Source organism: Stenotrophomonas sp. P2112 (assembly GCF_041897515.1).
GTDB classification, from domain to species: domain Bacteria; phylum Pseudomonadota; class Gammaproteobacteria; order Xanthomonadales; family Xanthomonadaceae; genus Stenotrophomonas; species Stenotrophomonas sepilia.
In genome coordinates this window covers 605,548-619,021 of record NZ_CP169216.1, presented here as the reverse complement: position 1 = coordinate 619,021, position 13,474 = coordinate 605,548, and the positions used below count along the sequence as shown (strand labels likewise).

The window sequence follows — 13,474 nt, the reverse complement described above, 5'->3', positions numbered from 1 at the left end:
GCTTTCCGCACTGTACGTGACAGCCGAGCACAGGCTCGGCTCTACAACAATCAGAATCAGCCCGACTTGCGCCGGAACAGAAGTCCGGATACCGCCAGCATCACGATCGGCGGCAACGCGTAGGCAATGCGGTAATCGAACTTCAGCGCGCCGGCCATGCGGCCGAAGAACAGCTGCAGCAGCCAGAAGCCCAATGCGAACAGGATGCCCAGGAACAAGCGCTTGCCCATGCCGCCGCTGCGCAGCGATCCGAACGCGAACGGCACCGCCGCCAGGCACAGGGCCAGCACGTTCACCGGATAGAACCAGCGGCTCCAGTACACATCCTCGAAATCGCGCGCGTCCAGCCCGTTGCGTTCGCGGTAGGCAATGCTGGTGCTCAGCTCGGACACGCTGAGGTTGCGCGGCTTGGCGATACCGGTCGCCAGCGCGGCCGGGTCCAACTTCGAGTTCCAGGGCTCACGTGCCACTTCCTGACGGGTTGCCGAGCGCTCGCCAAAGGTGTCGCGGCGCACGCCGGTCAACACCCAGCCGTCCTTGTCGTGCTCGGCGGTGGCGGCATGGGTCAACGAGGCGATCTTGCCGTCTTCGGCGACCCGGTACAGGCGCACATCACGCAGGATCAGCCGCGTGCCCTTGTCGCCCACCAGCTGCTCCTCGCCGCTCTGCGCATTGAGGAAGGTGTCGCCTTCGCGTGCCCACAGCCCCGAGTAACGGGTAGTGGCAATATCCCGCCCCCATTTGGCGCTGGATTTCAGCGCATCGGCACGGTCCTGGCCCCACGGGCCCAGCGTCTCGGCGCTGAGCACCATCACCGCGGTCAGCAGCGACAGCGCAATCGCCACCGACACGCTCAGGCGCTTGCGCGACAGGCCCAGTGCACGCAGTGCGGTCAGCTCCGAGGTCGCGGCCAGCTGGCCCAGGCCCATCAGTGCGCCGATCACCGCGGCCGTCGGGAACATCGTGTAGGCGCGGCGCGGCACCGTGTACAGCACCCACGCGGCGGCATGGCCCAGGGTGTAGCCGTTCTTGCCGATGTCCTTGAACTCGCCGGAGAAGGCCATCACCACGTCCAGGCCCACCAGCACCGCCCAGGTCAGCAGCACGGTGGTGAACACCGACCGGCCCAGGTACAGGTCGAAACGCATCGGGCGCAGCCTCATGCGCGGGCTCCCTTCGGACGGCCCAGGCGGCCATCACGTACATACATCCAGATCGCCAGCGCCAGCAGCGGCAGGGTCAACCACCACAGGCCGAGCGCGGGCGGAATCTTGCCGTTGGCAATCCAGCCGCTGCCGATGAACATCAGGTTGGTGCCCACCATGTAGGCCAGCAGGGCCAGCATCATGCGGCCGTAGCGCTGCTGGCGCGGCGAGCTGCGGCCCAGCGGCACGGTCAGCAGGGCGAACGCCAGCGCGATCAGCGGCGGTGCCAGCCGGCGATGCAGCTGCGCCTGTGCCTGCGGCCGTGCATCACCGATCAGCTGCAGGGTTGGCATCAATTCCGGGTCGTCCTCGGTGCGGGTCTGTGCGCCATCGGGCAGGGCCACGTCGTTGCGGGCGAAGGTCGCGAGCCGGTAATCCAGCCCAGCGGCCACCGGGCCTTCCACCTGGTGGCCATCATCCAGCTCCAGGAAACGCTGGCGGGTGCCCTCGAAGTACATGCGGCCACTGTTGGCCGACACCACTTCCAGGCGATCGTCCTTCTGCCGCTGCAGGAACACCTTGCCCAGCTCGGTGCCGTCAGGCGAGATCGAGGACAGGTAGACCACGCCGCCATTGGGCAGCGGCGTGAACCGGCCCGGCTCCAGGCCGGCCATCAGCACGCTGCGGTTGGCCTCGATGATCATCTGCTCGGCCACCCGGCCTGCCCACGGGCCCAGCCACAGCGAGCAGGCGCCGACCAGCAGCACCACCGGCACCACCAGCATCAGCAGCGGTCGCAGCAGTCGCTTGGGGCCAACACCAATGGCGGTGATGACCGCCATTTCCGAGTCGCGGTACAGCCGCGCCACGGCCAGCAGCAGGCCCAGCATCAATGCCAGCGGCAGGATCAGCGGCAGGTAGGCGATGAACTGCAGGCCCAGCTGGGAGAACAGCAGCTTGGCCGGCAGGCGTCCGTCGGCGATGTTGCCGAGGATGTCCACCAGCACGCCGCCCACGCTGACCACCAGCAGGACGATCAGGGTAGCCAGGAAACTCTGGACGAAATCGCCCAGCAGGTATCGGTCGAGCTTCAGCATGGGGCGGTGGTTTAAACTCTGGGGTTCGTTCGCGGTGCCGCCCAGTCTACTGTCTGGGCGTAAACGGCCTGCGATTGTACGGACTCGCCAATGGAATCTGCTCAATGGCCCTCGAATTCACCCTGAACCACGTTGCTCCGGCCGCCGCCACCGTTGATTGCCTGGTGGTCGGCGCGTATGCCGACCATACCCTGACCCCGGCCGCGCAGGCCCTGGATGCCGCCAGCGGTGGCCGCCTGGCCGCCCTGGCCCAGCGTGGCGATCTGTCCGGCAAGACCGGCGCAACCACCTTGCTGCACGACCTGCCGGGCGTGACCGCCCCGCGCGTGCTGGTGGTCGGCCTCGGTGAAGCCGCCCGTTTCGGCGTGCCGCAGTACCTGAAGGCCGTGGGCGACGCCGTGCGCGCGCTGAAGGCCGGCGCCACCCGCAGCGCGCTGTTCACCCTGTCCGAAGTGGCGGTGAAGGACCGCGACGCGGCCTGGGCGATCCGTCAGGCGGTGATCGCCGCCGATCACGCCGCCTACCGCTATACCGCCACCCTGGGCAAGAAGAAGGCCGACGACGCCGGTCTGACCCAGCTGGCCATCGCCGGTGACGACGCGCAGGCGCTGGCCCAGGGCCAGGCCATCGCCGCCGGTGTCGAGTTCGCCCGCGAGCTGGGCAACCTGCCGCCCAACTACTGCACCCCGGCCTATCTGGCCGACGTGGCAGTGAAGTTCGCCGGCGAGCACGAGGGTGCCGAAGCCGAGATCCTCGACGAGCACCAGATGGAAGCGCTGGGCATGGGCTCGCTGCTGGCCGTGGCCCGTGGCTCGGCCAACCGCCCGCGCCTGGTCGTGCTGAAGTGGAACAATGGCGGTGACGCCAAGCCGTACGTGCTGGTCGGCAAGGGCATCACCTTCGATACCGGTGGCGTCAACCTGAAGACCCAGGGCGGCATCGAGGAAATGAAGTACGACATGTGCGGTGGCGCCAACGTCATCGGCACCTTCGTCGCTGCGGTCAAGGGCAAGCTGCCGCTGAACCTCGTCGTGGTGGTCCCGGCGGTGGAAAACGCCATCGATGGCAACGCCTATCGTCCGTCGGACGTGATCACCTCGATGTCGGGCAAGACCATCGAAGTCGGCAACACCGACGCCGAAGGCCGCCTGATCCTGTGCGACGCGCTGACCTACGCACAGCGCTTCGAGCCGGCCGCGCTGGTCGACGTCGCCACCCTGACCGGTGCCTGCATGGTCGCCCTCGGCCACCAGACCGCCGGCCTGATGAGCAAGCACGACGACCTGGCCAATGAACTGCTGGCCGCCGGCGAGCATGTGTTCGACCGCGCCTGGCGCCTGCCGCTGTGGGACGAGTACCAGCCGATGCTGGATTCGACCTTCGCCGACGTCTACAACATCGGCGGCCGCTGGGCCGGCGCGATCACCGCCGGCTGCTTCCTGTCGCGCTTCACCGAAGGCCAGCGCTGGGCCCATCTGGACATCGCCGGCGTGGCCAGCGATGAAGGCAAGCGTGGCATGGCCACCGGCCGCCCGGTCGGCCTGCTGAGCCAGTGGCTGCTGGACCAGGCCGCCCGCGCCTGATGCCGTACCCGCCCCTGGCCGGCAGACGCCGGCCGGGGCCTCGCCCGGCACTGCCGGGCCCCTGCCTGACCCGGACCCTGCCATGCCCCGCGCCGACTTCTACCTGATCGCCAAGCCCCGCTTCCTGACCGAGCCGCTGCGCCTGGTCTGTGAGCTGGCGCGCAAGGCCAACGACGCCGGGTTGTTCACCCTGGTGCTGGCCCGTGACCAGGCCCAGGCCGAGGAGCTGGACGAGCTGCTGTGGGCCTTCGACAACGACGCCTACATCCCGCACCAGATCGCCGGCGAAGACATGGACGAGGAAGAGGCCCTGGTACTGATCGCGGTACCCGGCACCGAGGCACCGGCGCGTCCGCTGGTGATCAACCTGCGCGACGAGCCCTGGCTGGGCCAGTGCGAGCGCGTGCTGGAAGTGGTGCCGGCCGATCCGGAAGCGCGCGAACCGCTGCGCGAGCGCTGGCGCCAGTACAAGGCCGCCGGTTACGACCTGAACAAGCATGACATGTGAGCGCGCCCCGGCCCCCTTGATGGGCCGCCGCCGCGCCCTGATCCTTCAACGATTACCTCCTGGTTCCCCCGCATGACCCAACTCGCCTCCAGCTACGACCCGAAGTCCTTCGAGACCGACCTCTACGAGGCCTGGGAGAAGGCCGGCCACTTCAAGCCGTCCGGCACGGGCGAGCCGTATACCATCCTGCTGCCGCCGCCGAACGTGACCGGCACCCTGCACATGGGCCACGCCTTCCAGCAGACCCTGATGGACGCGCTGGTGCGCTACCACCGCATGCGCGGCTACGACACGCTGTGGCAGGTCGGTACCGACCACGCCGGCATCGCCACCGAAATGGTGGTCAGCCGCAACCTGGCGCTGGAAGGCAAGGGCGAGACCCGCGATTCGCTGGGCCGCGAGGGCTTCATCGGCAAGGTCTGGGAGTGGAAGCAGCAGTCCGGCGACACCATCGAACGCCAGATGCGTCGCCTTGGCACCTCCGCCGACTGGTCGCGCAGCACCTTCACCATGGACCCGCAGCCGTCGGCGGCAGTCAATGAAGCCTTCGTGCGCTGGTACGAGCAGGGCCTGATCTACCGCGGCCAGCGCCTGGTGAACTGGGACCCGGTGCTGAAGACCGCCATTTCCGACCTGGAAGTGGAGAGCGCCGAGGAAGACGGCTTCCTGTGGTCGATCGCCTACACGCTGGACGAAGGCCTGAGCTACGAGCACGTCGAGCGCGATGCCGACGGCGTGGAAACGCTGCGCGAAACCCGCGACTATCTGGTCGTCGCCACCACCCGCCCGGAAACGCTGCTGGGCGATACCGCGGTGATGGTGCATCCGGAGGACGAGCGCTATGCGCACCTGATCGGCAAGAGCGTGGTGCTGCCGCTGACTGGCCGCCGCGTGCCGGTGATCGCCGACGACTACGTGGACCGCGCGTTCGGCACCGGCGTGGTCAAGGTCACCCCGGCGCATGATTTCAACGACTACGAAGTGGGCGTGCGCCACAGCCTGCCGATGATCAACCTGTTCACCCCGGTGGCGGCGCTGAACGAAAACGCGCCGGAACGCTTCCAGGGCCTGGACCGCTATGAAGCGCGCAAGGCCGTGCTGGCCGAACTGGAAGACCTGGGCATCCTGGTCGAGACCAAGGCGCACAAGCTGCAGGTGCCGCGCGGCGACCGTACCGGCCAGGTGATCGAGCCGTACCTGACCGACCAGTGGTTCGTGAAGATGGACGACCTGGCCAAGCGTGGCCTGGAACTGGTCGAGGACGGAAGCATTTCCTTCGTGCCGCCGAACTGGATCAACACCTACCGCCACTGGATGAACAACATCCAGGACTGGTGCATCAGCCGCCAGCTGTGGTGGGGCCACCGTATCCCGGCGTGGTTCGATGCCGCCACCGGCAACTGCTACGTCGGTCGCAGCGAAGAGGACGTGCGCGCGAAGCACAACCTGGGCAGCGACGTGGTGCTGAACCAGGAAAGCGACGTGCTGGAGACCTGGTTCTCCTCGCAGCTGTGGCCGTTCTCCACCCTGGGCTGGCCGAACGAGCAGGCCATGGCCGAGCGTGGTTTCGACCGCTACCTGCCGTCGTCGGTGCTGATCACCGGCTTCGACATCATCTTCTTCTGGGTGGCGCGCATGATCATGGCCACCGACAACCTGGTCGGGAAGATCCCGTTCAAGGATGTCTACTTCACCGGCCTGATCCGCGACGGCCAGGGCCAGAAGATGTCCAAGAGCAAGGGCAACGTGCTCGACCCGCTGGACATCATCGACGGCATCACCATCGACGATCTGGTTGCCAAGCGCACCGGCGGCCTGATGCAGCCGAAGATGGTCGAGAAGATCGAGAAGGCCACCCGCAAGGAATTCCCGGACGGCATCGCCGCCCACGGTGCCGATGCGTTGCGCTTCACCATCGCCGCGCTGGCCACCCATGGCCGCGACATCAAGTTCGACATGAACCGCGCCGAGGGCTACAAGAACTTCTGCAACAAGCTGTGGAACGCCAGCCGCTTCGCCCTGATGAACACCGAAGGCGCTGCGTTCACCGGCGTGCCCAAGCCGCGCACCGATGCCGAGCGCTGGATCCTCGCGCGCCTGGCCGCCACCACCGCCGAAGCTCAGGGCCATTTCGCCGCGTATCGCTTCGACCTGCTGGCGCAGTGCCTGTACGAGTTCGCCTGGAACGCGTTCTGCGACTGGTTCCTGGAGCTGAGCAAGCCGGCCTTGAACGGTGCCGACGCGGCTGATGCCGAAAGCACCCGCCACACCCTGCTGTACGTGCTGGAAGCACTGCTGCGCCTGCTGCACCCGCTCACGCCGTTCATCACCGAACAGCTGTGGCAGCAGCTGGCCCCGCGCCTGGGCCTGGCCGAAACCACGCTGTCGCTGCGCCCGTACCCAACCGCCGCCGAATTCGCCGGTGATTTCGCCCAGGCCGAGGCCGACGTGGAATGGCTGAAGGCGGTGATCAGTGCCGTGCGCCGCGTGCGCAGTGAGCTGAACGTCGCACCGTCCAAGCTGGTGCCGCTGCGCCTGCAGGCCGGCCTGGCACAGGACCGCGTGCGTATCGAACGCTTCAGCGCTTCGCTGTCGTTCCTGCTGAAGCTGGACAGCATCCAGTGGCTGGCCGAAGGCGAAAGCGCACCGCCGGCGGCCGCCGCGATCGTGGGCGAGCTGAAGCTGCTGGTGCCGCTGGAAGGCCTGGTCGATCTCGATGCCGAGCGCGTGCGCCTGGACAAGGAAATCGCTCGCGTCGAAGCCGAAAAGGAGAAGAGCGAGACCAAGCTGGCCAAGTTCACCGACAAGGTGCCGCCGGCCGTGGTCGAGCAGGAACGCGTGCGCCTGGCCGACTGGAACACCCAGCTGGCCGGCCTGCGCGAACAGCGCGCGAAGCTGTAACGCCGCGCTCTGGTGCGTGCCAACCAAGGTTGGCGCCTACCAGGCCGGGAGAGGTTGGCACCCACCCAAGCGGAATCGGAAACGCCGGGCGATGCCCGGCGTTTCCATTTCCGCCGCATGGCATCATCGCCGGATGCCTCTTTCGATCTTCCTGCTGGTTCTCGCCGCTGCGGCACTGCATGCCAGCTGGAATGCGATCGTCAAGCGCGGGCCGGACAAGTTCCTCGGCACCGTGCTGGTCACCGGCAGCGCCGCGCTGCTGTCGGCCGCCGCCCTGCCCTTCCTGCCTTTTCCCGCCGCGCACAGCTGGCCCTGGCTGGGCGCATCGGTGCTGTTGCAGGTGATCTATTACGGGCTGGTCGCACGCTGTTACCAGCAGGTCGACATGAGCCTGGCCTACCCGCTGATGCGTGGCAGCGCGCCGATCCTGGTCGCACTGGCGGGCACCCTGCTCGGTGAACCATTGCCCGCCGCAGCGTGGCTGGGTGTGGTGCTGGTGAGCACCGGCATCCTGTGCATGGCAGTGGGTGCGCGTGGCGGCCAACTGCGCCTGCCGCTGCTGACCGCAGCGATGATCGCCACCTACACGCTGGTCGATGCGCAGGGTGCGCGCCAGTCCGGCAGCGCGCTCAGCTACACGCTGTGGTTGTTCCTGCTGTCGGGCGTTCCGCTGCCGCTGTGGGCGTTGTACACGCGCGGCGGCGCGGTACTGGACTATGCGCGGCAGCATTGGCCGCTGGGACTGGCCGGTGGCGTCGGCACCACCGCCTCCTATGCGATGGCGTTGTGGGCCATGACCCAGGCGCCGGTGGCGATGATCTCGGCGCTGCGCGAATCCTCGATCCTGTTCGCGCTGCTGATCTCGGTGTTCCTGCTGCGCGAACGGATACCACGCGCGCGCTGGCTGGCAGCGTCGCTCATCGTCGGTGGCGTGCTGGCGTTGCGCCTGGCGTGAGCAGAGCGTGCCAACCAAGGTTGGCACCTACCGGATATGCCATTGCACGCCTTGGTAGTAGCCGACCTTGGTCGGCGCATTGCTGCCAACCAAGGTTGGCGGCAACCGGTAGTGCCGGCCGCTGGCCGGCAACCCGTCTGCGTTAAAGCGGCGGCATCACCTGCAGGTCGCCGTCGACCAGCTCGATCGCCATCACCACCGCGTCCTCGCGGCCCTGTGCGGCCGGATAGTAACGCGGGCGGCGGCCGATCTCGTTGAAGCCTTCGCTGTGGTACAGCGCCAGCGCCGGCGTGTTGGACGGACGCACCTCCAGGAAGACGCGCTGGGCACCACGGTCGGCGGCCAGTTGCACCATCGCGCGCAGCAGCTGGCGGCCCAGCCCGCGCGACTGTGCCAGCGGGTCGATGCAGATGTTGAGCACGTGCGCTTCATCCGCGGCGATGCTGAGCACGCCATAGCCGACCAGCAGGCCATCGCGCTCCATCGCCAGGCCGGGATAGCCGGCGCGCAGGCAGTCGATGAAAATGCCGCGGGTCCAGGGAAAAGGATAGCCCCGCAGCTCGATCGCCATCACGGCATTGAGGTCGCTCTCGCGCAGCGCACGCAGGCTGACCGGGCCGGGCCGGGTCACCGCGCTCACCGCGCACCCCGCTTGCGCAGGGCACGCAGCTGCGGCCACAGCGCACGCTTGGCGGCCGGGTCACGGCGCAGCTGGTCCAGCGGCCAGCTGTCCATCAGCACCTGCGTCGCCGGGTCGTTCGGGTTGCAGCCGGACGCGCGCAGCAGCGCGATCTGCAGGCGATCGGGCAGGCGTACCACCGGCTGTCGTGCGTTGCCGCTGGGCAGCGGGCGCTCAGCCGCCGGCACGGTATCCGGGGCACTGACCGGCGTTTCGCGGCGCGGCGGAGCCGGGCGTTCCGCGCGTACTGCGGTCGCCGTCGCGGCGCGGGCGTCGCGCGGCGGCACAGCGGCCCGCACCGGCTCCGGTTCCGGCGGGGCAACACTGGCGTCGGCTTCGGCCACGCTCAACTGCAATGCGGCATCCAGCTCGGCGGCCAGCTGGCCGTCGTGATAGACGGTATAGCCCATGGCCTGCAGCCAGGCCTGCTGGGCCGGCGACCACAGCACGGGCAGGTCCTGGCTCACGCGGCCTCGGGCTTCTTGCGCAGGCGCTGCACGGCCCACATCACCGGGCCGGACAGGGCGTACAGGATCCCGACCGCGAACAGCACGCGCGGCAGGTCGATCACCGCGATGGCAATGGCGACCGGCACCAGCGCCAGCACCAGGAACGGCACGCGATCCGAACGGGTGCCCTTGGCCGCGCCGCCCTTGAAGCTCCAGAAACGGATACGGCTGACCATCAGCAGCGCAGCGATGATCGTCACTGCCAGCGCCACGTAGCGCAGCTGGTTGCCATCCCAGCCCAGGTTGCCGTCGGCGAACGCCCAGACGAAGGACATCATCAGGCCCGCTGCGGCCGGGCTGGCCAGGCCAACGAACCAGCGCTTGTCGACCACCGCCACCTGCGTGTTGAAGCGGGCCAGGCGCAGTGCCGCGCAGGCCGCATACAGGAAGGCCACGGCCCAGCCGACGCGGCCGAGCAGCGGATCATCGAACTTCAGCCACGACAGCGACCAGTGGTACATCACCAGCGCCGGGGCCATGCCGAAGCTGACCAGGTCGGCCAGCGAGTCGTACTGCACGCCGAATTCGCTGCTGGTACCGGTCAGGCGCGCCACGCGCCCGTCCAGGCCATCCATCACCGCCGCCACGAACACGGCGATGCTGGCATTGACGAAATCCCCGTTGGCCGCGGCGATGATCGCGTAGAAACCGGCGAACAGGCCGGCGGTGGTGAACAGGTTGGGCAGCAGGTAAATCGTGCGCGAGCGCGGCGGCGGTGTGATCGGGTCCATGGAATCCAGTTTAATCGACTTGCCAGTGCTCGGCGCCAATGCTGCAATCGGCGTTCTACGCCCATTCCGTGGAGTTTGCCATGCGTGCCCTGTCCTGCCTTGGATGCCTGCTGCTGTTGGCCAGTGCCAACGCCGTGGCCGGTCCCGTCTACAAATGGAAGGACGCCCATGGCGTGACCCAGTACTCGGAGACCCCACCGGCGGGCAAGAAGTACGAGACCCGCGAGCAGGCCCGCACCCCGCAGGCCGCGGCCAGCACCGAGACCCCGGCCGCGCCGGTTCCCGAGCAGTGCAGCACGGCCCGGGCCAACCTGGCCCTGCTGGACGGCGGTGGCCAGGTGATGCAGGACACCGATGGTGATGGCAAGGCCGATACCCCGTTGACCCCGGAGCAGCACACCGCGCAGAAGGGGCTGGCGCAGGCCGCCATCAAGGCGTACTGCCCACCGGCCGGTTAAGGGTATCGGCAGGGCTGCGCCCTGCACCTGCCGAGGCTGCAAGCAACGGCAACGTCAAAAGCGGGCATTCCGTGGAATGGCGGGGCGGTGTCGGATTGCGGGGACGCCGCAATCCGACACCGCCCACCCCCGACAGATTTCCGGTGGCCAGTAGATCCACGCCATGCGTGGATAAAATCTGTCGGATCTCGAATTGAATCCGGGGTCAGATCCGTTTTCCTGCGGAAAACGGATCTGACCCCGGGAGCCATTCCGACAGCTCGCAGGAAACTGTCGAAGGCGGGGTGGGTCCGCTTGCGGGAGTGTCCGCGGCATGGATGCCGCGGCCAAGCCCCCATGGATGGGTTTACGGCGTCTCCCGCAACCGGACCCACCCCGCCATCCCACGGGAAACCCGCTGTTGCTTCGGCTGTTGCTTCTGAGGTTGCCGGCCAGCGGCCGGCACTACGGCGGGTGCAGGGCGCAGCCCTGCCGATACCCCTCCCCCCGGCCGGGCTGGCAGAATAGACGTCTCTGCCGTTATCCGAAGCCGACGATGCGCCTCTCCCAGTTCCACCTGCACACCACCAAGGAAACCCCCAGCGACGCCGAGCTGACCAGCCACCGGCTGATGCTGCGCGCGGGCATGATCCGCAAGCTGGCATCGGGCCTGTACACCTGGTCGCCGCTGGGCCTGCGCGTGCTGCGCAAGGTCGAGCGCATTGTTCGCGAGGAAATGGACCGGGCCGGCGCGGTGGAATTCCAGATCCCGACCATCCAGCCGAAGGAACTGTGGGAGCAGACCGGCCGCTGGCAGAAGTTCGGCCCGCAGCTGCTGAAGATCAAGGACCGCAAGGACCAGGTGTTCTGCTACAGCCCGACCGCCGAAGAAGCCGCCTGCGACTTCGCGCGCAGCGAGCTGTCCAGCTACAAGCAGCTGCCGGTGAACTTCTACCAGATTCAGACCAAGTTCCGCGACGAGATCCGCCCGCGCTTCGGCGTGATGCGCGCGCGCGAATTCCTGATGAAGGACGCCTATTCGTTCCACCTGCACGATGAGTGCCTGGTGCGCGAGTACGAGAACATGAAGTCGGCCTACAGCCGCATCTTCACCCGCCTCGGCCTGGATTTCCGCATGGTGCAGGCAGACTCCGGCGCGATCGGCGGCGATGCCTCGCAGGAATTCCACGTGATCGCCGATTCCGGCGAAGACGCGCTGGTGTTCTCCACCGGTTCGGACTACGCGGCGAACATGGAGGCGGCGATCGCCGCCGATCCGGCACCGCGTGCGGCCGCCACCGAAACAATGCGCAAGGTGGATACCCCCACCCAGAAGACCTGCGAGGACGTCGCGGCCCTGCTCGGCATCGACCTGCAGCGCACGGTGAAGTCGGTGGCACTGATCGCCGGCGAAGGCGAGGCACAGCAGTTCGTGCTGGTGCTGGTGCGTGGCGACCATGAGGTCAATGAAATCAAGCTGGCCAAGGTGGCCGGGCTGGACGAGCAACGCTTCGCCAGCGAGGCGGAAATCGCCGAGCACCTGGGCAGCGTGCCAGGCTTCCTCGGCCCGGTCGCGCCGGCCAAGGCCATCCGCGTGGTCGCCGATCGCGAAGTGGCGGCAATGGCCGACTTCGTCGTCGGCGCCAACGAGGCCGGTTTCCACCTGGCCGGCGTCAACTGGGGCCGCGACCTGCCGGAACCGGAAGTGGCCGACATCCGCAACGTGCGTGCCGGCGATCGTGCCGTGGACGGCGGTGAACTGAAGATCGCCCGTGGCATCGAAGTCGGCCACGTGTTCCAGCTCGGCCGCAAGTACGCCGAAGCGCTGGATGCCACCGTGCTGGATGAAAACGGCAAGGCGGCGGTGATGGCGATGGGCTGCTACGGTATCGGTATCTCGCGCGTGGTGGCTGCCGCGATCGAACAGAACCATGACGATGCCGGCATCATCTGGCCGGACGCGATGGCGCCGTGGCAGGTCGTGGTGTGCGTGATCAACCCGAAGGGCGATGCCGTTGTGGCCGACGCTGCAGCCAATCTGCTGCAGGAGCTGCGCGACGCCGGCCTGGACGCCGCGCTCGACGATCGCGGCCTGCGCCCGGGCGCGATGTTCGCCGACATGGAACTGATCGGCATCCCGCACCGCGTGGTGGTCAGCGAACGTGGCCTGGCCGCCGGCACCTACGAGTACCGCGCGCGCCGCGCCAGCGAGGCGGAGAGCCTGGACAAGGCCACCCTGCTGCAGCGACTGCAGGGCTGACGTGGAAAGACCGGGGCCTGCCCCGGTCTTTTTTTTTGGGGGCGCGCGGCCTTTCCCTATATTGCAGCGGACATAATCCGGTCAAAATCACCGCGATAGCGTCTGCATGCCGCCACGCCATGACCCGCCTGCATTTGTGCTGTGATTAATTCATCTCTATTCTGTCCGCCGACGCCATGGACTGGCTTGTCCCGTCCACACATTAGTTTCCGGAGTAACCGTAAATGAGCATTGACCTGACCGGCCTGTCAGCACGCGAGCTGGGCGCCCTGATCCGTACCGCCAAGAAGCAGCAGACCATCGTCGCCAAGCGCCGGCCGATCACCAAGGTGCGCGCCCAGCTGACCAAGCTGGCCAAGACCGAGGGCTACACCATCGAGGAACTGTTCGGCGACGCCCCGGCACCGCGCGCGCGCAAGGTGGCCAAGGTCGCCAAGGCACCGTCGAAGACCGCCGGCCGCAAGCTGGGCAAGGTTGCCCCGAAGTACCGCAACCCGGCCAACCCCAAGGAAACCTGGACCGGCCGTGGCAAGCAGCCGCGCTGGATGGCTGAACTGACCGCCAAGGGCAACAAGAAGCCGGAAGATTTCCTGATCAAGAAGGCCTGAGGCCGGATCGGGGAGCAATAAAAAACGCCGGCGAAAGCCGGCGTTTCCTGTTTGTAGAGCC

At 67.6% G+C, this 13,474-nt stretch carries 12 protein-coding genes; 7 read left to right on the top strand and 5 right to left on the bottom strand.

Annotated features, from left to right (window positions below; genetic code table 11):
• Positions 1-56: 56 nt before the first annotated feature.
• Positions 57-1,163 carry an LPS export ABC transporter permease LptG gene (gene lptG / locus ACEPA4_RS02905; protein WP_049414332.1) on the bottom strand — a complete coding sequence of 369 codons (1,107 nt, stop codon included), beginning with the start codon at positions 1,161-1,163 and terminating at the stop codon, positions 57-59.
• Entirely contained in the window at positions 1,160-2,242 is a 1,083-nt protein-coding gene (lptF, locus tag ACEPA4_RS02900; protein WP_111177817.1) for an LPS export ABC transporter permease LptF, read from the bottom strand. The genes lptG and lptF overlap by 4 nt, the downstream gene beginning before the upstream one ends.
• Before the next feature lie 104 nt (positions 2,243-2,346).
• Here lptF and ACEPA4_RS02895 point away from each other — a divergent pair, with 104 nt between their 5' ends.
• The 4 genes from ACEPA4_RS02895 (at position 2,347) to ACEPA4_RS02880 (ending at position 8,189) form a co-directional block, all read left to right on the top strand.
• Positions 2,347-3,825, top strand: coding sequence for a leucyl aminopeptidase (locus ACEPA4_RS02895; RefSeq protein ID WP_374082998.1), 1,479 nt, complete (start codon positions 2,347-2,349; stop codon positions 3,823-3,825).
• An 82-nt stretch (positions 3,826-3,907) separates the two neighbouring features.
• A complete protein-coding gene (locus tag ACEPA4_RS02890) occupies positions 3,908-4,333 on the top strand; it encodes a DNA polymerase III subunit chi (protein WP_005415211.1) in 426 nt (141 codons plus the stop codon).
• A gap of 72 nt (positions 4,334-4,405) precedes the next feature.
• On the top strand, positions 4,406-7,234 hold the full coding sequence (locus tag ACEPA4_RS02885) for a valine--tRNA ligase (RefSeq protein WP_065196232.1): 2,829 nt from the start codon (positions 4,406-4,408) through the stop codon (positions 7,232-7,234).
• 133 nt (positions 7,235-7,367) lie between these two features.
• Positions 7,368-8,189, top strand: coding sequence for an EamA family transporter (locus ACEPA4_RS02880; RefSeq protein ID WP_111126810.1), 822 nt, complete (start codon positions 7,368-7,370; stop codon positions 8,187-8,189).
• A gap of 142 nt (positions 8,190-8,331) precedes the next feature.
• Here ACEPA4_RS02880 and rimI read toward each other — a convergent pair whose 3' ends face one another.
• Genes rimI through pssA form a run of 3 tightly spaced genes read right to left on the bottom strand, consistent with a single transcriptional unit; the run spans position 8,332 to position 10,108 of the window.
• Complete coding sequence (gene rimI / locus ACEPA4_RS02875) at positions 8,332-8,829, bottom strand: ribosomal protein S18-alanine N-acetyltransferase (protein WP_005415208.1); 498 nt, start codon at positions 8,827-8,829, stop codon at positions 8,332-8,334.
• Positions 8,826-9,335: a hypothetical protein gene (locus ACEPA4_RS02870; RefSeq protein WP_374082997.1), complete on the bottom strand. Its 510-nt coding sequence runs from the start codon at positions 9,333-9,335 to the stop codon at positions 8,826-8,828. Before ACEPA4_RS02870 ends, rimI begins: the two co-directional genes overlap by 4 nt.
• Positions 9,332-10,108, bottom strand: a complete 777-nt coding sequence (gene pssA / locus ACEPA4_RS02865) for a CDP-diacylglycerol--serine O-phosphatidyltransferase (protein WP_005415206.1) — start codon at positions 10,106-10,108, stop codon at positions 9,332-9,334. Before pssA ends, ACEPA4_RS02870 begins: the two co-directional genes overlap by 4 nt.
• 80 nt (positions 10,109-10,188) lie before the next feature.
• On the opposite strand from pssA, the gene ACEPA4_RS02860 reads away from it, so the two are divergent.
• The 3 genes from ACEPA4_RS02860 (at position 10,189) to ACEPA4_RS02850 (ending at position 13,413) form a co-directional block, all read left to right on the top strand.
• The gene (locus ACEPA4_RS02860) at positions 10,189-10,566 is read left to right on the top strand and encodes a DUF4124 domain-containing protein (protein WP_065196267.1); all 378 of its coding nucleotides are present in this window, start codon (positions 10,189-10,191) and stop codon (positions 10,564-10,566) included.
• Between the two features lie 535 nt (positions 10,567-11,101).
• A complete protein-coding gene (locus ACEPA4_RS02855; RefSeq protein ID WP_065186252.1) occupies positions 11,102-12,805 on the top strand; it encodes a proline--tRNA ligase in 1,704 nt (567 codons plus the stop codon).
• 224 nt (positions 12,806-13,029) lie between these two features.
• Complete coding sequence (locus ACEPA4_RS02850) at positions 13,030-13,413, top strand: H-NS family nucleoid-associated regulatory protein (protein WP_005415203.1); 384 nt, start codon at positions 13,030-13,032, stop codon at positions 13,411-13,413.
• Positions 13,414-13,474: the final 61 nt, after the last annotated feature.